Origin of the sequence: Hyalangium gracile (assembly GCF_020103725.1) — a bacterium.
Taxonomy (GTDB): Bacteria; Myxococcota; Myxococcia; order Myxococcales; family Myxococcaceae; genus Hyalangium; species Hyalangium gracile.
This window is the reverse complement of the sequence record NZ_JAHXBG010000014.1, coordinates 186,894-208,928: the sequence shown is the minus strand read 5'-3', so window position 1 is coordinate 208,928 and position 22,035 is coordinate 186,894. Positions and strand designations below refer to the sequence as shown.

At 70.4% G+C, this 22,035-nt stretch carries 22 protein-coding genes; 15 read left to right on the top strand and 7 right to left on the bottom strand.

The features are described 5' to 3' along the window. Positions 1 to 4: 4 nt before the first annotated feature. Positions 5 to 2,287 (bottom strand): ExeM/NucH family extracellular endonuclease, encoded by a 2,283-nt coding sequence (locus KY572_RS27515; protein WP_224245947.1) that lies wholly within the window; start codon positions 2,285 to 2,287, stop codon positions 5 to 7. Between the two features lie 267 nt (positions 2,288 to 2,554). Further along, positions 2,555 to 3,754, bottom strand: a complete 1,200-nt coding sequence (gene dinB / locus KY572_RS27510; protein ID WP_224246022.1) for a DNA polymerase IV — start codon at positions 3,752 to 3,754, stop codon at positions 2,555 to 2,557. Between the two features lie 42 nt (positions 3,755 to 3,796). On the opposite strand from dinB, the gene KY572_RS27505 reads away from it, so the two are divergent. Next, complete coding sequence (locus tag KY572_RS27505; protein WP_224245946.1) at positions 3,797 to 4,210, top strand: secondary thiamine-phosphate synthase enzyme YjbQ; 414 nt, start codon at positions 3,797 to 3,799, stop codon at positions 4,208 to 4,210. Here KY572_RS27505 and KY572_RS27500 read toward each other — a convergent pair. Both KY572_RS27500 and KY572_RS27495 read right to left on the bottom strand, forming a co-directional pair. Next, on the bottom strand, positions 4,191 to 5,147 hold the full coding sequence (locus KY572_RS27500) for an RluA family pseudouridine synthase (protein ID WP_224245945.1): 957 nt from the start codon (positions 5,145 to 5,147) through the stop codon (positions 4,191 to 4,193). The genes KY572_RS27505 and KY572_RS27500 overlap by 20 nt on opposite strands. Next, entirely contained in the window at positions 5,144 to 6,337 is a 1,194-nt protein-coding gene (locus KY572_RS27495; RefSeq protein ID WP_224245944.1) for a serine/threonine-protein kinase, read from the bottom strand. The genes KY572_RS27500 and KY572_RS27495 overlap by 4 nt, the downstream gene beginning before the upstream one ends. Positions 6,338 to 6,543: 206 nt before the next feature. On the opposite strand from KY572_RS27495, the gene KY572_RS27490 reads away from it, so the two are divergent. The 13 genes from KY572_RS27490 (at position 6,544) to moaD (ending at position 18,916) form a co-directional block, all read left to right on the top strand. Further along, positions 6,544 to 7,332 carry an isoprenyl transferase gene (locus KY572_RS27490; RefSeq protein WP_224245943.1) on the top strand — a complete coding sequence of 263 codons (789 nt, stop codon included), beginning with the start codon at positions 6,544 to 6,546 and terminating at the stop codon, positions 7,330 to 7,332. Then, entirely contained in the window at positions 7,329 to 8,156 is an 828-nt protein-coding gene (locus KY572_RS27485) for a phosphatidate cytidylyltransferase (RefSeq protein ID WP_224245942.1), read from the top strand. The genes KY572_RS27490 and KY572_RS27485 overlap by 4 nt, the downstream gene beginning before the upstream one ends. A gap of 75 nt (positions 8,157 to 8,231) precedes the next feature. After that, on the top strand, positions 8,232 to 9,857 hold the full coding sequence (gene rseP / locus KY572_RS27480; RefSeq protein ID WP_224245941.1) for an RIP metalloprotease RseP: 1,626 nt from the start codon (positions 8,232 to 8,234) through the stop codon (positions 9,855 to 9,857). Then, on the top strand, positions 9,854 to 10,354 hold the full coding sequence (locus tag KY572_RS27475; RefSeq protein WP_407660003.1) for a septal ring lytic transglycosylase RlpA family protein: 501 nt from the start codon (positions 9,854 to 9,856) through the stop codon (positions 10,352 to 10,354). The genes rseP and KY572_RS27475 overlap by 4 nt, the downstream gene beginning before the upstream one ends. A gap of 9 nt (positions 10,355 to 10,363) precedes the next feature. Further along, positions 10,364 to 11,098: a tRNA (adenosine(37)-N6)-threonylcarbamoyltransferase complex dimerization subunit type 1 TsaB gene (tsaB, locus tag KY572_RS27470; protein WP_224245940.1), complete on the top strand. Its 735-nt coding sequence runs from the start codon at positions 10,364 to 10,366 to the stop codon at positions 11,096 to 11,098. Positions 11,099 to 11,173: 75 nt separating this feature from the next. Further along, positions 11,174 to 12,145 carry a L,D-transpeptidase family protein gene (locus KY572_RS27465; RefSeq protein ID WP_224245939.1) on the top strand — a complete coding sequence of 324 codons (972 nt, stop codon included), beginning with the start codon at positions 11,174 to 11,176 and terminating at the stop codon, positions 12,143 to 12,145. 84 nt (positions 12,146 to 12,229) lie between these two features. Beyond that, a complete protein-coding gene (locus tag KY572_RS27460; protein WP_224245938.1) occupies positions 12,230 to 12,832 on the top strand; it encodes a winged helix-turn-helix domain-containing protein in 603 nt (200 codons plus the stop codon). Next, positions 12,829 to 13,650, top strand: coding sequence for an SRPBCC family protein (locus KY572_RS27455; RefSeq protein ID WP_224245937.1), 822 nt, complete (start codon positions 12,829 to 12,831; stop codon positions 13,648 to 13,650). The genes KY572_RS27460 and KY572_RS27455 overlap by 4 nt, the downstream gene beginning before the upstream one ends. A gap of 42 nt (positions 13,651 to 13,692) precedes the next feature. Next, the gene (locus tag KY572_RS27450; RefSeq protein ID WP_224245936.1) at positions 13,693 to 14,724 is read left to right on the top strand and encodes an aspartate-semialdehyde dehydrogenase; all 1,032 of its coding nucleotides are present in this window, start codon (positions 13,693 to 13,695) and stop codon (positions 14,722 to 14,724) included. A 126-nt stretch (positions 14,725 to 14,850) separates the two neighbouring features. Further along, on the top strand, positions 14,851 to 15,729 hold the full coding sequence (locus tag KY572_RS27445) for an MXAN_2561 family MXYO-CTERM-anchored protein (RefSeq protein WP_224245935.1): 879 nt from the start codon (positions 14,851 to 14,853) through the stop codon (positions 15,727 to 15,729). Next, a complete protein-coding gene (locus KY572_RS27440) occupies positions 15,726 to 16,451 on the top strand; it encodes an MXAN_2562 family outer membrane beta-barrel protein (protein ID WP_224245934.1) in 726 nt (241 codons plus the stop codon). Before KY572_RS27445 ends, KY572_RS27440 begins: the two co-directional genes overlap by 4 nt. Positions 16,452 to 16,459: 8 nt before the next feature. Next, a complete protein-coding gene (locus KY572_RS27435; protein ID WP_224245933.1) occupies positions 16,460 to 18,250 on the top strand; it encodes a PKD domain-containing protein in 1,791 nt (596 codons plus the stop codon). A gap of 3 nt (positions 18,251 to 18,253) precedes the next feature. Next, on the top strand, positions 18,254 to 18,916 hold the full coding sequence (gene moaD, locus KY572_RS27430) for a molybdopterin converting factor subunit 1 (RefSeq protein WP_224245932.1): 663 nt from the start codon (positions 18,254 to 18,256) through the stop codon (positions 18,914 to 18,916). A gap of 22 nt (positions 18,917 to 18,938) precedes the next feature. Here the strand turns inward: moaD and KY572_RS27425 are convergent, their stop codons facing one another. The 3 genes from KY572_RS27425 to KY572_RS27415 are packed head-to-tail and all read right to left on the bottom strand — an operon-like array spanning position 18,939 to position 21,429. After that, complete coding sequence (locus KY572_RS27425) at positions 18,939 to 19,595, bottom strand: hypothetical protein (RefSeq protein ID WP_224245931.1); 657 nt, start codon at positions 19,593 to 19,595, stop codon at positions 18,939 to 18,941. A 22-nt stretch (positions 19,596 to 19,617) separates the two neighbouring features. After that, a complete protein-coding gene (locus tag KY572_RS27420) occupies positions 19,618 to 20,988 on the bottom strand; it encodes a M50 family metallopeptidase (RefSeq protein ID WP_224245930.1) in 1,371 nt (456 codons plus the stop codon). 12 nt (positions 20,989 to 21,000) lie between these two features. Further along, complete coding sequence (locus tag KY572_RS27415; RefSeq protein ID WP_224245929.1) at positions 21,001 to 21,429, bottom strand: NUDIX domain-containing protein; 429 nt, start codon at positions 21,427 to 21,429, stop codon at positions 21,001 to 21,003. A 71-nt stretch (positions 21,430 to 21,500) separates the two neighbouring features. Between KY572_RS27415 and KY572_RS27410 the strand changes: the two genes are divergently transcribed. Beyond that, entirely contained in the window at positions 21,501 to 21,995 is a 495-nt protein-coding gene (locus KY572_RS27410; protein ID WP_224245928.1) for a hypothetical protein, read from the top strand. Positions 21,996 to 22,035 lie beyond the last annotated feature (40 nt).

The following is a 22,035-nucleotide window of genomic DNA, read 5'->3' as shown; positions in this document are numbered from 1 at the left end:
GCCCTCACCAGGGACAGTTGGAGACCCTCACCGTGCGAGTCAGCGGGGGGGCGGAGTTCCCCGCGCTGTCCTGGACGTCGTAGCGTACGGTGTACACGCCGGGCACCCACCCGTTCACGTACCCCGTCGTCCTCACCGTGGGGGCCACGTTCCCGTAGCACGCGTCCACGGCCTCCACGCCAGGGTCCACCCAGCCGGTGCCGCACGTGTGCGTCATCTCCGTGTCGCCCCTGAGCTTCAGCAGCGGAGGCGTGCGGTCCGCCACGCGCACCGAGCGGATCGCGCCCACCGCCTGCCCCATCGATGTCCACGCGATGTACTGCACGGAGTAGGTGCCTTCGGCGCGCGTGTTAGGACCCGGCCCGGACGCGTCGTTGCCCGAGTTGTACGTGTGGACCTCAAGGGGGCCGCAGGCATCCCAGGCCCTGGCGCCCGGGTCCAGCCAGGTGTCCACGCCGCACTCCAGCGTCATGGGGCTGTCGCCCAGCAGCTCCAGCGTGGGCGCGCCCGGGTCGACCTCGCACACGGCGTTCAGCTCGAGCCCGATGATGAGGGGATCGTGATCGCTCGAGCGGAACGGCGTGGGCGTGTAGCGGTCGTCGGTCTTGAACTCGGTATTGTAGTCGAGCACCGGGGGCTCATCCGCGTTGATGTGCCACACGGTGATGCCTCGCACCTGGGCGGCCAGGCTGGAGGTGGCCAGGGCGTGGTCGAGCTCTCCCGACTGGCCTTCGAAGACGTAGCTGTAGCGCTGGGGGGCGGGCATCCGCAGGCTCAGGTGCTCCAGCCCGCCAGCCACCAGCGTCTGCACCGGATCCTCCTCGCTGTAGGCGTTCAGGTCGCCGATGACGAGCACATCCGGGTCGTTCGACTGCGCCTGCAGCTCGCCGATGAGCTGGAGGAGCGCGTTGGCCTGCGCGATGCGCTTGAGGTTCCAGCAGCCCTGGCCTTGATCCACGTCCCCGCTGGGCGGGCAGGAGCCCTTGGACTTGAAGTGGTTGATGACGACGGTGAGGTCCGACCCGGCGCTGTTCGTGCGGAAGGTCTGGGCGACAGGGGGGCGATCGAAGACGGGATCCGCGGAGCTGAGGGAGGCGCCGGCCAGGCTGACCGACCGGGGCTTGTAGATGAGGGCGACCTTGATGGCGTCGCTGCCGACACCCGTGGCGGGGTCGGGCACCGCGGCGTACATGGGCTCGCCATAGGCGGCGTTCAGCGCATCGACCAGATCCCGCAGGGCGGTCGGGCCGTTGTTCTCCACCTCGATGAGGCCGACGATGTCCGCGTCGATGGCCTTCAGCGCCGCGACGGTCTTCGCCTTCTGCCGAGCGAACTCCTCCGGCGAGTTCGCGCCACGCGAGTTGAGCGTCGTGAAGTAGTTGAGGACGTTGAAGCTGGCGACCTTGAGTCCGCCCGCGATCTGCTCCGGCCTGTCCGTGCGCGGGTTCGTGCTGACGAAGTTCGGCGTGACGGTGGGGAAGAGGCGGTACTCGTTGAAGGCGTAGGTGAGCACGCCAGTCAGGCCCTGCACGGTGTCGCCGACGCGGCGGGTGCCCTCCGGGCCGGGCGAGGACAGGAAGGGGATGGGAGCGGGGTTCTGCCGCGAGCTGCCGTCATCGAGGAGGAGCCGCCGCCGGGCATACTCCTCGGGCGAGCCGCCCTGGCCGTTGGTGGGCGTGAAGAGGCGTCCTCCGCTGGAGAGGAGGAGCTCGCCATAGCGGCCCAGACCGTACGTCTCCGTGACGGTGAGCACCTGCGAGGAGGTGACGAGCATGCCCTCGTAGGCCTCGAGGTCCGCCACGGTGGCCACGGGCAGCGCCAGGGCCGCGGGCTGAACCGTGACACCCCGGGCGCAGATGCTGAGCGCGGTGATGGCGTCGAGCTCGGTGAGGGTGCCGCTGCCGGTGCTGGAGCGGAACTCCTTCACGGTGCCGCTGACGCGCACCAGGTCTCCCGGGAGCACGTCGATGCTCGACAGGGCGTTGCTCCGAGGCACGTAGACGAAGAGCCCATCGCTGGTGGCGGGGTTGCCGTCTCCCTGGGCCGCCTGGATGAAGAAGCCGCTCTGCTGGTCGGCGGCCTGGAAGTCTCCGACGACGACTCCCTCGGTGGAGGTGGTGCGCCCGGCCAGCGGACTGCCGGCGCCGGAGCCCTGGATGGCGGGGATGGAGGTGAGGGGGACGCCCTGGGGACAGGCTCCAGGAGTGTCCGCCGCGAGACTGGCGCGCGAAGCCACGAGCCCTACAGCCAGGGCCACGGCCGGGATGACCGCCACGAGTCGTTTCATGTGTCCTCCAGAGGGAGAGTGGCCGCCGGCAACGTGTGACTCTCCCGGTGGAGCGAGGCAGGTCGCCCATGAACCCGGCCTCCAAGCCCTGTCCGCATCGCGCTCCCCCTGGATCCGCTGCCCCCTCGGCGCGCTGTCGACACTGTGTACGGGGGCTCTTCGGGGGAAGCGTGGGGCAGGCGGGCGGGCGGACCCTCTGCATCTCGGAAGCGCACGAGGGTTCAGCCGAGAGAGAGGGCGGACTGTCCTCCACCTCTCATAGGACGCTCAGTGCCGTCCCCACGGATCCTCATCGTCCGCGGCACCGCCCGTCTCGGCGATGTCCGCGGTGGTGATGGCCTTGGTGCCGAAGCGCTCGGCGATGCGGTCCAGCGCGGCGTTGAGCTTCGCGCTGCGCGGTGGGGGAGGGGCGGGGGCGGCGAAGAGCCCGAGCTGCTGCGGCTCCTGCTGCTCGGCGAGCTGCACGGACACACCGGTCAGCCGGATGGGCTTGCCCTCATGGGCGCGCTCCAGCAGCTCCAACGCGGCCCGGTAGAGCGTCTGCCCATCATCCGTCGGAGCGGAGAGGGTGGTGCGCCGGGTGATGGTGGTGAAGTCGGCGAACTTCACCTTGAGCTGCACCACGCGGCCCTTCGCCTCGGCCTTGCGCAGCCGCCGGGCGACTCGCAGCGCCTGGGCGTGCACGTGGGGGCGCAGCAGATCCACGCCCCGCAGGTCCTCCTCGAAGGTGTCCTCCGCGCCCACGCTCTTGGCTGCGCGATCGGGCACCACCTCGCGCGGATCGATGCCCTGGGACAGCTCCCACAGGTGACGGCCCTGGGAGCCGAACCGCTGCTCCAGCCACCCCACGTCCCGCGCCGCCACGTCGCCGATGGTCTTCAGCCCGGCGCGCGTCAGCTCCTCCTCCGTCTTGGGGCCCACGCCCCACAGGCGGGACACGGGCAGCTTCGCCAGGGTGGGGACCACCTCCTCGGCGCGGACCTCTCGCTGGCCGTTGGGCTTGGCCAGGTCCGAGGCAATCTTCGCCACGAACTTCACCGGGGCGATCCCCGCCGAGGCCGGGAGGTTCAGCTCGAGGGCGATCTCCTTGCGGATGCGGCGGGCGATCTCCGCGGGCTCGCCGAACAGGCGCACGGAGGCGGTGACGTCCAGGAAGGCCTCGTCCAGCGAGAGCGGCTCGATGAGCGGGGTGTAGCGCTCGAAGATGGAGAACACCTGCTCGCTGGCGTCCGCGTAGGCCGAGAACCGGGGCGGGACGACGATGGCCTGGGGCGCCATCTTCACCGCGCGAGCCATGGGCATGGCGCTGCGCACGCCGAAGGGGCGCACCTCGTAGGAGGCGGCGACCACCACGCCGCGCTGTGCATGCCCGCCGACGATCACCGGCTTGCCTCGCAGGGACGGGTTGTCCCGCTGCTCCACGGACGCGTAGAAGGCGTCCATGTCGACGTGGATGATGGCGCGCATGACGTCCATCACTGTAGCGAACCTTCCTGACGAGGCACGGGAATGAAGACCCTCACCGAATACCTCTGGTTCGAGACGAAGTCGCGGCGCGAGCTCGTCCGACTCACGGACAGCGTGGCCGGGCTGGTACGCAAGAGTGGCATCCAGGAGGGCATGGTGCTCGTGTCGGCCATGCACATCACCGCGGGCGTGTTCGTCAATGACGACGAGTCCGGGCTCCACGAGGACATCTGGGAGTGGCTGCAGGAACTGGCGCCCCAGGGGCCGGACTACCGCCACCATCGCACGGGCGAGGACAACGGGGACGCGCACCTCAAGTCCCTGCTCATCCACCACCAGGTCATCATCCCCGTCACGGCGGGGAAGCTGGATCTGGGCCCCTGGCAGCAGGTGTTCTACGCCGAGTTCGACGGCCAGCGGCGCAAGCGCGTCATCATCAAGGTGATGGGCGAGTAGCCGCCGGAGCCAGCGACAGGCCAAGCTTCTGGAGCACCTCGGAGAGATCGGCCGGCACGGGGCTCTCCACCTGCACGGCCTTGCCCGTCACCGGGTGCGAGAACCCCAGCGACTGCGCGTGCAGGAAGAAGCGTGACAGCCCGGGCTGCTCCTTGCCGCCGTAGAGCGTGTCTCCCACCAGCGGGGAGCCCACGCCGGCCATATGAGCGCGCACCTGGTGCAGCACGCCGGTGAGGATCTTCACCTCCACCAGGCTGTACTCGCCCGAGCGCCCCAGCACCCGGAAGAGCGAGTGAGCCTCGCGAGCCCCCTCCGCGCCGGGCAGCGCCGGCTCCACGCGGTCCGGGTGGCGCGGGTGGTGGCGCAGGGGCAGATCGATCTCTCCCTCCTCCGCCAGCGGCCCCGTCACCAGCGCCAGGTAGCGCTTGTCCACGCCCCGGCCGCCGAAGGCCGCGCGCAGCGTGTGCCAGGCCTCGCGCGTGCGCGCCGCGAGCAGCACCCCGGACGTCTCGATGTCCAGCCGGTGGCACAGCCCGCCCTCGCGCGAGTCCTCGGAGGCCGTGGCGCACTCGGGGTAGCGGGCCACCAGCGCGTTGGCCACCGTCCCCGTCTCTCCCGGCCGCAGGGGATGCGAGGGCCGCCCCGCCGGCTTGTCCACCGCCACCACCGTGGCGTCCTCGTACAGCACCACCAGGGGGAAGCCCGCGTCCGGAACGGCCTCGCGCGTCTCCTCCTCGTACTCCACGGTGATGCGCTGGCCGGCCGTCACCAGCAGGCCCTTCTTCGCGGCGCGCCCGTTCACCTTGACGGCGCCCTCCTCGAAGAGCCGCTTGAGCTTCGCGCGCGACAGGCCCAGCGCCTCTCCGATGAAGAGGTCCACCCGCTGGCCCGCCTTCGCTGCGTCCACCGTGAGCGTATGCACCGTGTCCGTGCTCACTCGGCCAGGGCCTCGTAGACTTCCTCGGCCGTCTGGAACCGGTCATCCGGCTCCTTGCGCAGCAGCTTGTGGGCCACTCGCGCCAGCTGAGGATCGCCCTTCAGGTTGATGCCGAGGATGGGAGCGGGCTCCACCTCCAGCACCTGCTGCCACAGCGCGCTCGGCGTCTTCGCGTCGAACGGCGCCCGGCCCGTCATCAGCTCGTAGAGGATGACTCCCAGGCTGTAGAGGTCCGCGCGCGCATCCAGCGGCTCACCGAGGATCTGTTCCGGAGACATGTACCGGAACGTCCCTACCATGCGCCCGTCCGCCGTGAGCCCCGCATCGTCCGCCAGGAACTTCGCCAGCCCGAAGTCCATCAGCCGCACCTGCCGGTCCTCATCCACCATGATGTTGGACGGCTTGAGGTCCCGGTGCACCAGCCCGTGGCCATGAATGTAGGCCAAGGCCTCACATACCTGGAGCATCGCGTCCTTCAAGCGACCCATGCGCTCGGGGCGGTTGAGGTCCTCGGTGCGGGCCTCCTGGATGCGGCGCTCGACCAGCTGGACCTTGGGATCCTGCACCTCGTAGGGCACATCGAAGTCTTCTGGGTCACCTGTGTCCGGCTCATCCGCCGCGTCCGCCAGGGCACGCACGGACTCGGGGCCGGCCCGGAACCCCGCATCCTCGCTGGGCGCCTCCTCGGAGAAGGCGGACAGGTTGAAGGGCAGCGGGCCGTCGTCCTCCTCGTCCGAGTCCGACTCCTCCTCCGAAGAGCCCGACGCTTCCTCCGCGCCAGACTCCTCCTCCTCATCCCCATCCCCCCAGGAGTCGGAGTCGTCTTCCGGCAGGAAGCGCGAGCGGGGCCTGGAGATGGAGCCGGAGGGAGAGAGCAGGTCCGCGCCTCGGAGATTCAGGTAGTTACGCAGGGTGAGCCCTTCGATGAGCTCCATGACGAGATAGGGGTAGCCCTGGAAGACGCCCACGTCGAACACGCGCACCACGTTGGGGTGGGCCAGATCCGCCAGCGTCTCGTACTCGCGCGCCAGCCGCCGCGCCGCCCGGGTGTCCAGGGCGGGGCCTGCCGACAGCAGCTTGAGCGCCACGGGATCATTGGTACGGCGGTCCAGGGCCCGATACACGGTCCCCACACCTCCGCTACCGAGCGTCTCGATGACGCGATAGGGGCCAATCAACTTGGGCGGCATGAATTCCCCGATCCTACGGAGCAGGTCGCTCCAGGGTCAAACAAGCTCGGGGGCGATTCCATGCCGGGTGGACCCCCTGTCCCATCGGCCACCACGCCGATGTACGCCGCCCACCCTCACCGGGCGACCAGCCAGGGTTCGCTGGCGACCGTTGGCCCACACTCCCGTGGACGACGCCGGGCGGTGCCTCTAAGGTGCGACGCTTCATGGAACGCCCCTCTGCCGTCAACGCGCTGGAACAACAGGTCAAGGCCCGTCCGGTGCCCCGCCACGTGGGCATCATCATGGATGGCAACGGCCGGTGGGCGGAGATCCGCGGCCTGCCCCGCCTGGAAGGCCACCGCGAGGGCTCCGCCAGTGTGCGTGAGGTGGCGCGCACCGCCCGCCGTGTGGGCGTCTCCGCGCTGACCCTCTACGCCTTCTCCTCGCAGAACTGGGCGCGCCCGGCGGACGAGGTGGCCGGGCTGATGAGCCTGCTGCGCGAGTTCCTCGAGAGCGAGTACTCGGAGATCATCACCAACGGCATCCGCCTGAACACCATCGGCGAGGTGGACAAGCTGCCGCGCTACGTGCGCGAGCCGCTCGAGCGGCTGCGGACGGACTCGGCGCACAACCAGGGCATGGTGCTGACGCTGGCGCTCTCGTACGGCGGGCGCGAGGAGATCCTCCACGCCACCCGGGAGATGGCGCAGGCGGTGGCGCGCGGCGAGTTGGATCCGGCGCAGATCGGCGAGAAGGAGATGGAGTCCCGCCTGTGGACGCACGGGCTGCCGCCGCTGGATCTGGTGGTGCGCACCAGCGGCGAGTTCCGCGTGTCGAACTTCCTGCTGTGGCAGATGGCGTACGCGGAGCTCTACTTCGCGGATGTGCTGTGGCCGGACTTCCGCACCGAGGCCTTCCTGCGTTGCCTGGCGCACTACCAGCAGCGGGAGCGGCGCTTCGGACTGACGTCCGCGCAGCTGCAGCGTGAGGAAACCCAGCGGGCCAAGGCGTGAACGAGAAGAACAAGAACCTCGTCCTCCGGATTGTGTCGGCGGTGGTGTTGCTGCCGGTCGTCCTCTTCCTCATCGCGAAGGGAGGCGCCTGGAGCGCGGCCCTGTTCGCGGTGGCGGCCGCGGCGTGCACCAGCGAGTACTACTCCATCACCCTCAAGCAGCTGTCGCCGGCGGCGTGGGTGGGCATCGTGCTGTCGGGCGTGGTGCCCCTGCTGCCGCTGCGCAACTCGGAGCACGTGGGAGAGCTGGCCTTCTGGCTGACGGCGGGCCTGTTCTTCTTCGTGTGGACCTACCACCTCATCCGCGGCCCGCTGCCCGAGGCGCCCGTCCGCTCGTCCCATCTGGTGACGGGCTACCTCTATGGCGCGGTGGGGCTGCTGGCCCTGTCCGCGCTCCGCCTGCGCGCCGAGGGCCTGTCGTGGGTCATCTGTGCGCTCGTCATCACCTGGGCCAACGACACCACCGCCTACTTCGCCGGTCGGTTCCTGGGCCGCCACAAGCTGTATGTGGAGGTGAGCCCCAACAAGACGTGGGAGGGGTTCTTCGGGGGCATGGTGGGCTCGGTGGGCGGCATGTTCATCGCCAAGGCGGGCTTCTTCCCCCACTTCACGGTGGCCGACTGCGTGGTGATGGGCGTGGTGGGCGGCATCTTCGGCCCCATCGGGGACCTGTGCGAGTCCATGCTCAAGCGGGCCTACGGGGTGAAGGACTCGGGCAAGCTGATCCCCGGGCACGGCGGCATCCTGGACCGCATCGACGCGCTGCTGTTCAACGCGCCCCTGGTGTTCATCTACGTGCAGTTCGTCCGCGGGTGGCTGGCGTAGCGGCTGTGTGCTCGGCCGAGCAGTGTGGACGGATGTGCGTTGTCCCTGGACCAGAGCGCGATTAGTCTTGCCGCCATGGCGAGTATCGGGTTCTTCGCGCTCCTGCTCGGGGTGCTGGTGACGGTGCACGAGCTGGGGCACTTCCTCGTGGCGAAGGCCTGCGGGGTGAAGGTGCTCAAGTTCTCCTTCGGGTTCGGGCCCAAGCTGCTGGGCTTCACCAAGGGCGAGACGGAGTACCAGATCGCGCTGCTTCCGCTGGGCGGCTTCGTGAAGATGGCGGGGGATGTGCCCGGCGAGGAATTGGATCCGCACGAGGCGCATCGGGGCTTTCTGGCGCAGCCGCCGTGGAAGCGCATGTTGATCGTGCTCGCCGGTCCGGCGTTCAATCTGGCGTTCCCCGTCCTGATCTACTTCTTCGTCTTCTGGGGGCCGCACGAGGCCATCTCGACGCGGCTGGGCTACGTGCCCCAGGGCACGCCCGCGGCGGCGGCGGGGCTGCGTCCGGGGGACCGGATCGTCGCGGTGGACGGGGACAAGGTCCGCACCTTCGAGGAGATGGCGGACGCGTTCGTGGGCCGCTTCGAGCGCCCCGTTCCGCTCACCGTCGAGCGCGACGGCCAGCAGTTCATCACCAACGTGACGCCGCTCAAGTACGTGGACTCCACGCCGTTCGACACGGTGGAGCGGGGGCGGATGATGGTGGAGGCGAACTCGCCGGTGCCGATCGTGGGCGTGCCGCCCGGCTCGGTGGCGGAGCAGGCGGGGCTGAAGACGTTCGACCGCATCCTGTCCATCAACGGCACGCCGGTGCCGGACGAGGCCACGCTGTACCAGGCGCTGGCCAGGCATGACGGCAAGCTGGAGGTGGCGGTGCAGCGCCTGCGGCCGGTGCAGGCGGGCGCGGTGACGATGCAGGTGCCGGAGCTGGTGAAGCTCCAGCTGGAGGAGCAGCAGGGCAAGGAGGGCCTGGCGGCGCTGGGCGTGGAGCCGAGGGATCTCTACGTGGCCACGGTGCTGCCGGGGACGGCGGCCGCGGCGGCGGGGCTGAAGTCCGGCGATCGCCTCGTGTCGTTCAACGGCGAGCCGCTCACCACCTTCCACACGCTCGAGGTGAAGCTGAGCGGGCGGGGCAAGGAGCCCTTCGAGCTGGTGTGGCGCAGCCAGGATGGCGAGCACAAGGAGAAGCTCGCCCAGGCGCCCATCAAGCAGACGGATGAGATGGGCAACGTCACCGAGACGATCGGGCTGGGAGTCCGGCCCTGGTACCTCACCCGGGGCGAGGTGCCTCCGGCGGAGCGGGTGACGGTGACGCTGGAGTGGAACGAGGCGCTGAAGCAGGCCGCGAAGGTGGTGCCGAAGATCATCACCAGCACGGTGGCGGCCATCGCCGGGCTGATGACGAATGACGTGCCGCTGAGCTCCGTGGGCGGGCCCATCATGATGTACCAGATGGCGGCGCGCAGCTCGGAGCTGGGCTGGGACTACTTCCTCAACCTGATGGCGGTCATCTCCATCAACCTGGGCGTGGTGAACCTGCTGCCCATCCCCATCCTGGACGGCTTCCACCTGGTGGCCGCGGGCTGGGAGAGCATCCGGCGCCGTCCCATCCCGGTGCGTGTCCGGGAGGTCGCCAACGTCATCGGCCTGGCGATGCTGGTGCTGCTGATGCTGGTGGCGTTCTTCAACGACATCACCCGGTGAGCGGAACGTTGACGCGGCTGCTCGTGGTGGTGCTGGGGATGGGGCTGCTGACGGGCTGCGCCTCGCGCGCGGCCCGGCCCGATCGGCCCGAGAGCTCCGAGGGGAGGGCTGGCTCCGAGGAGTCTGGCGACACGCCGGAGAAGGGCTCGCGTGCCTATCTGGGCGAGGGCCTGGCCTCGTACTACGGCCCGGGCCTGCACGGCCGGCCGACGGCGAGCGGCGAGCGCTTCGACCAGAACGCGATGACGGCGGCCCACCGTACGATGCGCTTCGGCGCCTGCGTGCGGGTGGTGAACATGGAGAACGGCAAGTCCGTGGAGGTGCGCATCAACGATCGGGGCCCCTTCAAGGCCGAGCGCATCATCGACGTGTCGCTGGGCGCCGCGCGCAAGCTGGACATGGTCTCGAAGGGGCTGGCGCGGGTGCGGCTGTACCGGTGCCAGGACGCGAAGCCGGTGACGTCCTTTTCCGTCCCTCTCGAGGCGCTCCCGGGGTAGAGGAGTGCCGTGTTCCTCGCGCTCGACACCTCCACGCTGACGCTGTCGCTGGCCCTGGTCGAAGGGGTGGGGGAGGACGTGCGCTCCCTGGAGCACGTGGTGGTGGGGCCGCCGCGGAAGCAGAGCGAGGTGCTGCCCGGAGTGGTGGGCGAGCTGCTCGCGCGGCATGGCGTGAAGCTGGCGCAGCTGGAGGGGCTGGTGGTGGGGCTGGGGCCCGGATCCTTCACTGGCCTGCGCATTGGCCTGGCCACGGTGAAGGCGCTGGCCTACGCGGCGCGGCTGAAGGTGGTGGGCGCCTCCTCGCTGGCGGCGGTGGCGCTGGAGGGGCCCGAAGGCCCGCCGCTGTTCTGCCTCGCGGTGGCGCGCAAGGATGACCTGTACCTGGGCGCGTACCGGCGGCGCGGGCGGACCGTGGAGGCGCTGGAGCCCGAGACGGCGATGTCCCCGGAGGAGGTGGCGGCGAGGCTGGCCGCCGAGCCCGAGGCGCTCGCGCTGGGGCCCGCGCTGACGGACTACCGCGCCGCGCTGGAGGCGGCGGGAGTCGCTCCGGGGCGACTGCTGACCGGGCCGGTGTTCCCGTCGGCGGTGGAGCTGGCGCGGCTGGCCCGCTTCCCTGAGACGCAGCCGCTGGAGGCCGTGTTCGCGCTGGAGCCGCACTACGTCCGGGCCTCCGAGCCCGAGCGCAACCCGAAGTTCCCTCCGCTGCCGGGGCCGGCGCCTACGGCTCGCTTGAAAGAGGACTGATGGCCACGCTCACCCTCCAGTGGGGCTGAGCGGGAACGACTCGCCGGGCCTGTGTGTCCACTCCGCGTGCCGCTCATGTCCTTGTCTCTCGCGCGCTGGCTCGGCGTACTGCTGGTCGGAGTGCTCCCTCTCTCCGCGATGGCCGCGGGGCCGGTGGCTTCGGATGTCTTCGAGGCCTACCTCCATCCTCCCGCGCCTCCCGCGGACGCCTTCGATCCGCTGCCGGGCTCCAAGGGAGCTCAGGCTGGGAGCGAGGTGCGAGCGCTGGCGCACGGGCGCGTGGAGACCGTGGACGCGGAGCGCCACACCCTCACGCTGGAGCACTTCTATTACGAGAACCACGAGCTGCTCCGGGTCCGCTCGGAGTACGCGGGGCTGGAGGCCGTGACGCTGCGTCCCGGCGAGCCCGTCCAACGAGGGCAGCGGCTGGGCCGGGTGGGCGCGAAGGGGAAGCTCTCGGTGACGCTGAACACGGGGAAGCGGCTCTCCGACGCCGAGGCCCGACGCTTCACCCAGGCTCGAGCGCGCCTGATGCTGCCGGCGAGCGAGCGGGTGCTGCTGCTCGTCTCCCAGGAGCGCCACGAGATGCGCCTGTACGAGCTGGGGCGCGAGGTGGACCGCGTGGAGGTGGGCTTCGGTCAGGCCGAGGGCCGCAAGCAGAAGCGCGGCGACAACCGCACCCCCCTGGGCATGTACTTCGTGGTGCAGAAGCACCGGGGCTCCTTCTCCGGGCCCTACGCGGAGTTCTTCGGAGGCCACTGGATCCGCCTCAACTACCCCAACGCCTGGGACGCGGACCGGGGCCTGGAGCAGGGGCTCATCACCTCCGAGGTGCGTGACCGGATCGCCCGCGCCTGGGCCGAGCGCAAGCCCACGGACGCCTCCACGCGCCTGGGCAGCGGCATCGGCTTCCACGGCTGGGCGGGGCAGTGGACGCGCGACGAGACGGGCGGCCGGCTCTCCTGGGGCTGCGTCGTCATGCACAACCCGGACATCTCCCGCCTCTTCGACCGGGTGCCCGAGGGCGCCATGGTCGTCCTCTTCTGAGGCCACGTCAGGCTGGTTCCGTGTGTCTGCGCACATTGTCACACCCGTATTGACAAAAAAAGTTGTCAATGTTCCTATGGCTCCATGCTGGACGTGGAAGTCATCGAGGATCCGGCGGCTGCGACGGTGGCGCTCGAGCCCGTCCGGAGCCGCCTGCTGGCGGAGCTGGCTCAGCCTGCGTCCGCGGCCGCCCTCGCGACGCGTCTGGGCCTCGCGCGCCAGAAGGTCAACTACCACCTGCGAGCCCTCGAGGAGCACGGGCTGGTGCGGGTGGCGGAGACGCGCCAGTGGGGAGGGCTGACGGAGCGCCTGCTGGTGGCGACCGCCGCTTCCTACCTCGTGTCGCCCAGCGCGATGGGGCCGGTGGCCACGGATCCGGGCCGGGCCGCGGATCGGCTCTCGGCCAGCTACCTCATCGCCCTGGCCGCCCGCATCGTGCGCGAGGTCAGCACCATGGTTCGCCGCTCAGTGGAGCTGGGCAAGCGCCTGCCGACCCTGTCGGTGGACACCGAGATCCGCTTCCGCTCCCCGGCGGAGCGGGCCGCCTTCAGCCAGGAGCTCGCCGACACCGTCACCAGGCTCGTGGCGCGCTACCACGATGCCTCCGCTCCCGGTGGTCGGGCGCATCGCCTGGTGATCGTCGCGCACCCGTTGCCTCTCGAACCCTCGAATCAGGAGCCATCATGACCGTGAAGAAGGAAGCCTCTGGACGCCGCTCGGTGCAGGTCGAAGTCGAAGTCCCAGGTACCCCCGAGCAGGTCTGGGAGGCCATCGCCACAGGGCCCGGCATCTCGGCCTGGTTCGTCCCGAGCGAAGTCGAAGGGCGGGTGGGCGGCGCCGTCGTCTCGCACTTCGGCCCGGGCATGGACGCCAAGGCCACCGTGACGGTCTGGGAGGCACCCCACCGGTTCGTTGCCGAGGGCGAAGCTATGGGGCCCAACGCTCCGTCGATCGCCACCGAGTGGATCGTCGAGGCCCGCTCCGGCGACACCTGTGTCGTGCGGGTCGTCCACAGCCTCTTCGCGAGCACCGATGACTGGGACGATCAGCTCAACAGCATCGAGGCCGGCTGGCCTGGCTTCTTCCGCATCCTGCGCCTGTACCTCGCGCACTTCCGTGGCCAGCCCTGCTCGATCCTGTCGTTGATGGGCACCAGCCCGGAGGCCCTGGCCGAGGCATGGGAGAAGCTGACGGGCCCGCTGGGGCTCGCGAACGCCGCCCAGGGACAGCGGACGAGCGCGCTTCCCGAAGCACCGCCCCTCGCCGGGAGCGTCGAGAGCGTCGAGACGAACCCGCAGATTCGTGGGCTCGTGCTCCGGATCGACTCGCCAGCCCTTGGAGTCGCCACCCTGGGAGCCTTTCCCATGGGGGAGCAGGTGCAGATCGTCGTCCAGCTCTATCTGTACGGTGAGCAGGCGCCCGCCGCCGTTGCCCGCGCCGAGCCCGCCTGGCGTGCCTGGATGAATTCGCGCTTCCCCATGATCATGGGTGGGCTGGCCTGTTAGCCCGATTGAGGATGGGGCCGGGCTGGCGTAAAGGGACGCGCCATGAACGAGAACGTACGGATCGCCGTGGTGGGAGCCACCGGAGTGGTGGGTCGCGAGGTGCTCTCCGCGCTGCTCGATCAGGGCGTGTCCTCCGAGCGGCTCACCGTCCTGGCCTCCGAGCGCTCCGAGGCCGTCGAGCTGGAGTACGGCGAGGACACGCTGGAGGTGGAGAAGGCCACCCCTGAGGCTTTCCGAGGCGTGGGCCTGGCGCTGCTGGCCACCCCGGCGAGCGCGTCCCGCACGCTGGCGCCCATCGCCCAGGCCGCGGGCGCCTGGGTGGTGGACGCCAGCTCCGCCTTCCGCGCGGACGGCAACGTCCCCCTGGTGCTGCCCACCTTCAACCCCGAGGTGCTGGGCGCCACCTTCAAGGGCCGCGTCGTCAGCCTGCCGTCCGCGGTGTCCAGCGCCCTCGTCTCCATCGTCGCGCCGCTGCAGAAGGCATTTGGCGGCGTCGTCCGGGTCCAGGTGACGGCGATGATGGGCGTGTCCTCGGCGGGCGTGACGGGGGTGAACGAGCTGGAGAAGCAGACCGCCGGCCTGCTCTCCGGCCGAGAGCCCGAGGCCCATGCCTTCCCCCAGCGCGTCGGCTTCAACCTGGTGCCGCAGGTGGGCCCCTTCATGGCCAACTCGCCTTGGACGGAGGAGGAGGCGGGCTGGACGCTCGAGGCGGCGCGGCTGTTCGGCGCCCGGGGAGAGACGCCCGTCATCGCCGGCACCGCCGTGCAGGTGCCCACCTTCTACGGCCACGGGCTGAGCCTGCACGTGCAGCTCAAGGTGCCCGCACCCGTGGAGCAGGCCCGCGCCGCGCTCAAGACGTCCCCCGCGCTCAAGGTGCTGGATGCGCCCGGCGAGAAGGTCTACCCCATGCCCATGCTCGTGGCGGGGGATCCAACGGTCCACGTCGGCAGGTTGCGCACCTTTCCCCAGGCACCCGAGTGGCTCACCCTCTTCGCCGTGGTGGACAACGCCGGCCGAGGCGGGGCGCTCAACCTGGTGGAGGCCGGGCTGCGGCTGCTCCAGCGTCCCGCCTGACAATTTGGCACACGCCCCAGGCCGGGCTTGCCCATTTGGCGGAATGGCGGGGGCGTTCCCTCTGGGAATGAAGGGCGCGACCCCCCGTTTCAGCTGGCCCCCCACTTGCTAGGTTCATCTCCGTCCATGCGTTCCCTGCTGATAGCCCTCACGCTGACTGCAACCACGGCCTGGAGCCAGACCGCGTTGCAGCTGTCCCTGCCCAACAACGACGACGAGCTGCGCGTGCCCAAGGGGCCCTGCGATTTGACTCGCACGGTCAACTGGGCCCACGGCATCACCACGCTCGTCTGTGACGATCTGAAGTTCTGGATCGCGGAGACCTGCTCGGATGAGCCGCCCAGTGGCACGACGCTGGTGGACAGCGTGGCCAAGGAGCAGGTGCTGACCAACCGCTCCGGCACGGTGTCCTTCGAGGTGGGGGAGCTCCCGCTCTTCAAGGGCGGAGAGACGCAGTGCCCCGCCGAGGGCCGGCAGGTGGAGTACAAGCTGTGCGCCTCCATCCCGATCGCGGGTGGCCTGAGCGGCGACTGCTCGTCCAACTCCAAGAACTACCAGAAGGACGACGTGGACGTGACGTACGATGCCCAGCCTCCGGAGGCTCCCTCCATCGAGCGGATCTCTCCGCTGGACGGGGCCCTGTCCGTGCGCGTCACCGTCCCGGATGACACCAGCGAGCTCAAGCTCCACATCGAGCGGACGGACGGCTCCGGCGGTCGGGATCTGCGCCAGTCCTCGGATCAGTCGCTGTTCAAGGTGGAGAACCTGGAGAACGGTGTGACATACCGCCTCACCGCGACGGCGGTGGATGCGGCGGACAACGAGAGTGCGGCATCGGAGGCCCAGGAGGGCACGCCGATCCACACCCTGGGTTTCTTCGACAGATATGTGGAAGCCAAGGGGCAGGAGATGGGAGGGTGTGGCGCGGCGGCGGGAGGTCTCGCGAGTGGTTGGGTGCTGGTCGCCCTGGGGTTCTGGCTGTCTTCAAGGAGAAACCGGTCATGAGTCGAGCAGTGGCTCTCGGCGTCATCGCGCTTCTGGGCGCGCTGCCGAGCCAGGCGCTGGAGGTCTCCGACGCGCCCCGCGCGCCCGTGGGTTCCCCCCGCACGGGCGCGGTGGAGTTCAAGCTGGGTGGTTACAAGCCGCGCATCGACACCGAGGAGGGCCTGGACGGCGAGCCCTACAAGGACACGTTCGGTGACGCGTCGCTGCTGCTCTTCGAGCTGGAGCTGCAGCGCTACTTCTACCAGGGCTTCGGCACGGCGGGCGTGGGCTTCTCGGCGGGCTACGCGGAGAAGTACGCCGACACCCTCACCGACGACGGCGATCCGGCCGAGGAGAAGACGGCGCTCAAGGTGGTGCCGCTCAAGCTCAACGCCCTCTACAAGTTCGACTACGCGGCCTTCCGCTGGGGCGTGCCGCTGGTGCCCTACGGCAAGCTGGGGCTCATCTACATGCCCTGGTGGATCGAGAAGGGCGGGGAGACGCAGGAGCTGAGCGGCCGCTCGGGCAAGGGCGGCCGGTGGGGCTACGGCTTCACGGCGGGCGTCTCGTTCCTGCTGGACGTGCTGGAGCCGCGCCTGGCCCGGGACTTCGACTCGGACATCGGCGTCAACCACAGCTACTTCTTCGCCGAGTGGACCTACGCTGAAGTGAACAACTTCGGCAGTCCCGGGCTGGTTCTCTCCAGCCGACACTGGATGTTCGGGCTGGCCTTGGACTACTAGACCGCTCCATGCGGTCTTCCCCAAGCCTGTCCCTGAAAGTCCCGCTGTTCGTCCTCTCCGTGGTGGCCGGGGGCCTGCTGGCCGCTGGCTGCCACCGCGCGGTCAAGCCCGAGCTGGGGCCGGACCGCACGGTGGAGGCTGGAGTACCGGTGGAGTTCGGCTCGGCCCAGGAGGGCGCGCCGGACGTCACCTGGGATTTCGGGGACGGCACGCCCACCCAGAAGGGCCCCCGCGTCTCCCACGCCTTCGCGCGCTCGGGCGCGTACGCGGTGCGGGCGCTCGATGGCACGACGGAGGTCGGCCGCGCGCAGCTCACCGTGGTGCCCCGGCCGCTGCTGCGCGCCATCCCCGAGGACGCCACGGTGGCCATCTACATGCCCCGGCTGCGCGGCTCGGTGGAGCCGCTGGTGGACTTCTTCGAGCGCTTCGTGGGCCAGGACATGGCGCGCAGGCAGATCGAGGAGATGCCGCTGCTGCCCCTGGCGCTGCGGAGCCTGAAGGGGGAGGCCACCCCGGTGGACCCCGAGGAGGGCTTCGGCCTGTTCTCGGTGCCGGCCTTCCAGGGCGCGGTGATGCTGCTGGGGGTGACGGAGGGCCAGGCGGCCCTGGACAGTCTGGTGCGGGAGCTCGAGTCCAAGGGCCACCCGGTGGAGCGCAGGCCGGACGGGAGCGCGCGCATCGAGATGGCGGGCGTGGAGCCCGTCACGGCGTTCCTGGACCGGGGCTACCTGTACCTGGCGATGCCGCAGAAGGAGGAGGCCCAGGAGGGCGAGACTGTGAAGGCGGCGACCTCCTCGCCGGACGCGGAGGTGCTGCGCAAGGCCGTGGCGGGGTTCACCGGCCCGGGCCTGTCCGAGTCTCCGCTGCTGACGCAGCTGCGCGGCAAGGTGGCGGAGGGCAGCCTGTATACCTTCATCCGCTTCCCGGAGAAGCAGGGGGCCGGAGTGTTCCCCGGGTTCATGTCCTCGCTGCGCACGACGGAGGGCCGGGTGGAGCTGGACGGCTTCATGCCCGCGACCAAGCCGCTGCTCGATGGCAAGCAGGGGCCGCTCCCGGCGCTGCTGGACAAGGCCCCGCTGGGCCCCGTGGCGGTGGCGATGATGTCCATTCCTCCCAGCGAGATGGCCTCCATGCTCTTGGGTGCCCCCGGCTCGCCGCAGCGGACGGAGGCGCTGGAGAGCTGGCGGCAGCAGGGCGTCGACGCGGAGGCGCTGCTCGGCGCGGTGCGAGGGGACGTGACGCTGCTGGTGTACTTCGACGCGCCGGCCTTCTACCGGAACTTCCTGGGCAACAAGCGGCCCGAGCCGCGCGGCTCGGTGCTGCTGGAGGCGGGCCTGACGAACTCCGCGCCGGTGGTGGCGGCGCTCAACAAGGCCTTCGAGAAGGGCACCTGGAACGTGGAGCGCAGCCAGGAGAAGGGCGCCACCCGGTTCCGGATGCGGGTGATGGAGCAGCCGCTGGTGCTCACCGTGGCGGGGGACCGCCTGTCGCTGCAGGCGGGTGAGGCGCTGGACGCCAGGCCTCGCGGCAACGTGGGCGCCTCCCTGCAGGAGCGCTTCGGCTCCAGCGCGTTCGGGCCGAGCCACCTGTCGCTGATGGTGGACATGGGGCGGCTGCGCGCGGAGATGGATGCGCCCGAGCAGGTGCCGGGGATTCCCCAGGCGCAGCTCAGCGCGGCGAAGGCCATCGGCGGGGCCTTCCTGGATCAGCTCCCCCCGTTCGATCATGCCTTCCTGGACTTCTCGCCCGAGGAGGGCGGGGCCCGGCTGCGAGGCCGGATCATGCTGCGGACTCCCTGAGACATGGGCTCGATCTCCGTTCTCTACTTCGCCGCGGCGCGCGAGCGCGCGGGAGCCCAGCGCGAGACGCTGGAGGTGCCCGAGGGCGTGCGGGTGCGTGAGGTGCTGCGGCAGGTGGCCGAGCGCCACCCGGCGCTGGGGCCGCTGCTGCCGCACCTGCGCGTGGCGGTGAACCAGGAGTTCGTGGACGTGGAGGCCGAGGTGCCGGCCGGGGCGGAGCTGGCGCTCATTCCTCCGGTGTCGGGCGGCTCGGGGCTGTTCTCGGTGGTGGACCGGCCGCTGCGGCTGGAGGACGTGGTGGCGGCGGTGTCGGGCGAGGCGTACGGCGGGCTGGTGACGTTCTCGGGCTCGGTGCGCAACCAGACGGAGGGCCGGCGGGTGCTGAAGCTCGAGTACGAGGCCTATCCCCCCATGGCGGAGAAGCGGCTGGCGGCCATCGGCGCGGAGGTGGCCGAGCGCTGGAGCGGCACGCGCCTGGCCATCATGCACCGGGTGGGGACGCTGATGCCGGGAGAGCTGGCGGTGGTGATCGCCGCCGCGGCGCCCCACCGCAAGGAGGCGTTCCTGGCCTGCGAGCACGCCATCGAGCGGCTCAAGCAGGACGTGCCGATCTGGAAGAAGGAGTTCTTCGAGGACGGCGAGATCTGGGTCGGCCTGGGCCCGTAGCCGGAGCGCTCGCCGACCGCGGCTACTGGACGCCGAGGTGGGAGGGCACGGGGAGCGGGGTGCCGCCGTCGGTCCTGGGCTTCTGCTCGCTGGGGGAGATGGGCTTCAGGGGCGTGTCGATGCCCAGGGCCTTGCGCCGGGCCTCCGTCTTCTCCCTCGCCGCGGCGAGCGCCCGGGCATTGTTCTGCTGCATCGTCTCGGGGTCCGGGCCTCCGGCGAGGAACGCCAGGGGCATGCTCACGAAGAGGGCGATGGCCGCGGCGACGAGGACGACCATCTTGAGCCGGGACTGCTTCTCCCGGTCCTTGGCCACCGAGTGCTGGACGAGCAGATGGAGCTGGCCTTCGGTGAGCCGCAGCGTGGTGCCCTCGGGCAGCTCCACGCTGGTGCGGCCGTCGCGCCGCGAGAGCGCGGACTCGGGGACGCCGTGGAAGGCATCTCGCTTGGTGCTGCGCTCCAGCTTCACGTTGGGAGGGACGAAGACGCGATAGCCGTGCTCGGTGCGCTCGGCCAGGAGGAAGGGCTCTTCGGGCAGGGTGAAGCCGTAGAGCGGCACCAGCGCCTTCTCATCGGGCGCTGCGTGCACCTGGAGGTGCTCGGGGCCGACGCTCCAGGCTTCGGCCAGGGACTCGCCCCAGTAGAGCTCGCAGAAGAGGCCGGCGTTGGGTGAGGGATTCATGGACCGTCCGAGGATAGAGCCTTCAACCCGCGTCAGCAGCGCCCGCATCGAGTAGGGGGCCGCCCGCGTCGGGGGCGCTCCCCGGCCCGGTCGGTGCTCCAGCATCCAGGGGAGGGAGTCCCCCATCCGGAGCTGGCCCCGCATCGCTCGCCACCCCGGCATCCGGAACCGGGGCTGGGGTGGGTCGCCCTGCGTCTGACACCAGGCCGGCTCTGGAGGTTCCCCCCGCATCCGGCGTCTGGGCCCCCGCATCCGGCGCCTGTACCCCCGCGTCGGGGAGGGGGGGCTGGCTGGACGCCTCCCCACCATCCAGGAGGGCAGGCCCCGCCGGGGCTCCAGGGCCTGGAGCGGCGCGCGGCTCCGAGGAGGGGAGGGCGCGGCGGACCTCGGCGACGGAGATGATGAGGATGGCGGCGGCGATGGCCAGGAAGCCCACCGTGTTCGCCAGCGTCTCCACGCGCGGGGACACGGGCCGTCTCCGGGCCAGCTCGATGGCGAGGAACACCAGTCGCCCGCCGTCCAGGCCTGGCACGGGCACCAGGTGCAGCAGCGAGAGCGCCACCGAGATGGCCACCAGCACGCGCAGGAAGGAGTCCCAGCCGGTGGAGGCCGCGCCGGAGGACTGCCGCACGACGGCCACGGAGCTGGGAGGCTCGGCGGTGGGGCTGGGGCCCACCACCCGGCTCCAGACGAGGGTGAGGGCCTCGGCGGCCACGCGCTGGGTGTGCACCAGGGACTGGGCCAGGGCCTCGCCGGGGGAGTGCTCGCGGTAGACGTACTGCTGGCTCACGCCGATGCGGCCCACCCCGCGCTCATCGGGCCGGGGGCGCACGGCCACCACGCGAGGCTCCCCATGGCGGGAGACGACGAGCGAGCGCTCGCGCCCGGGGCTCTGGCCGATGCTCTCCACGAAGTCCGACCAGCTCTTCACCGGCTGGCCGTCCACGCTGAGGATGCGGTCCCCCGGGAGCAGCTGCGCGAGGGCCGCCTCCGAGCCCGGCGTCACCGTGCCCACCGTGAGTGGCACCACCACGTGGGTGCCGGAGGTGTACAGCGCGAAGAGGACGCCCAGGGCGAACAGGTAGTTGGCCAGCGAGCCGGCGAGGGTGATGACGACGCGCTTCCAGGGGCGCTGGGCCGAGTAGCTGCGGGGATCGGCGGGATCCAACCCCGGGGCGTGGGGGTTCATCCCATGGAGGGTGGCCGAAGCACCCAGGGGGATGGCGGCGACGACATACTCCGTGCCGAGCAGGTGGAAGGACAGCAGCGGCGGCCCGAAGCCCAGCGAGAAGCGGGGCACGCTCACGCCGAGCAGCCGCGCGGCCAGGAGGTGCCCCAGCTCGTGGACGGCCAGCAGCAGGCCGAGGGCGAGGAGGGCCAGGAGGACGTACATCCGCGCGGTGCTTCAGAGCTTCCGGCGCTGACCGGTGCGCTTGTAGGTCAGGTAGTCGGAGAGGATGGTGCCGTGGTCGAAGCAGAGGTCCGGGGGCAGGGCGTTGAGGGGGAAGGAGCGGGCCTCGGCGGCATCGTCGGCGCCCTGGGGCTCGCCCTGGGCGCGGCCGATGTAGACGGTGGACAGGGTGTGCTTGCGCGGATCGCGCTTGGGGTCCGAGTAGGTGAAGAACTGCTCGACGAGCTCCACGGTGAGGCCCGTCTCCTCCCTGGCCTCGCGAACGGCGGCGGCGTGGAGGGGCTCTCCCTCGTCCACGAAGCCGCCGGGCAGGGCCCAGCCGATGGGCGGGTTGGCGCGGCGGATGAGGACGATGCGCTCTCCGGGCAGCTCGATGATGCAGTCCACCGTGGGGGTGGGGTTCTTGAACTGTTTCTCGGCCATAGGGCCGGACAGTCTACCCCGGGCCGAGCAAGGGCACTGCACGGATGCGCGGGGTTGGTTATGGTCCCCCCGTGTCCACGCGCCGCTTCCTCCTGCCCGCCCTGCTGCTCTCCGTGGGGCTCTGTGTCAGCTGCAACGAGTTCCCCCAGAACCAGGGCCACTACACGCTGCAGTCCACCGAGATCTACCGGGACGACTGCAACCTGCTTCCGTCCGTTGATGATGATCCCCACGCGCTCTGGGATGGCTCTCTGCTCATTACCGGACAGGTGGTGCGCATGGACTTCGAGCTGCTGGAGATGCAGCTGGTAGGGCGCTTCCTGGAGTCGGGCGACAGCTTCTCGGTGGACGGCAGCGTGGCCAACGCCACCGTGAAGGTCAACCGGGAGATCTGCCTGCTGGACCAGGTGAGCGTGCACATGGAGGGGACCACGGTGTGTCGCACCCGGTTCGATGGGGTGGTGCGGGTGCGCTACGAGGCGCGGCGTCCGGACCAGTGCGTCTGCGAGCTGTGGGCGAACTTCCAGGCCGTTCAGAATGAAGAGACCTGCGAAGAGCAGCCTTGAGCCCGGGCTCGGGGCGACCTAGACAGGAGGCATCATCTTG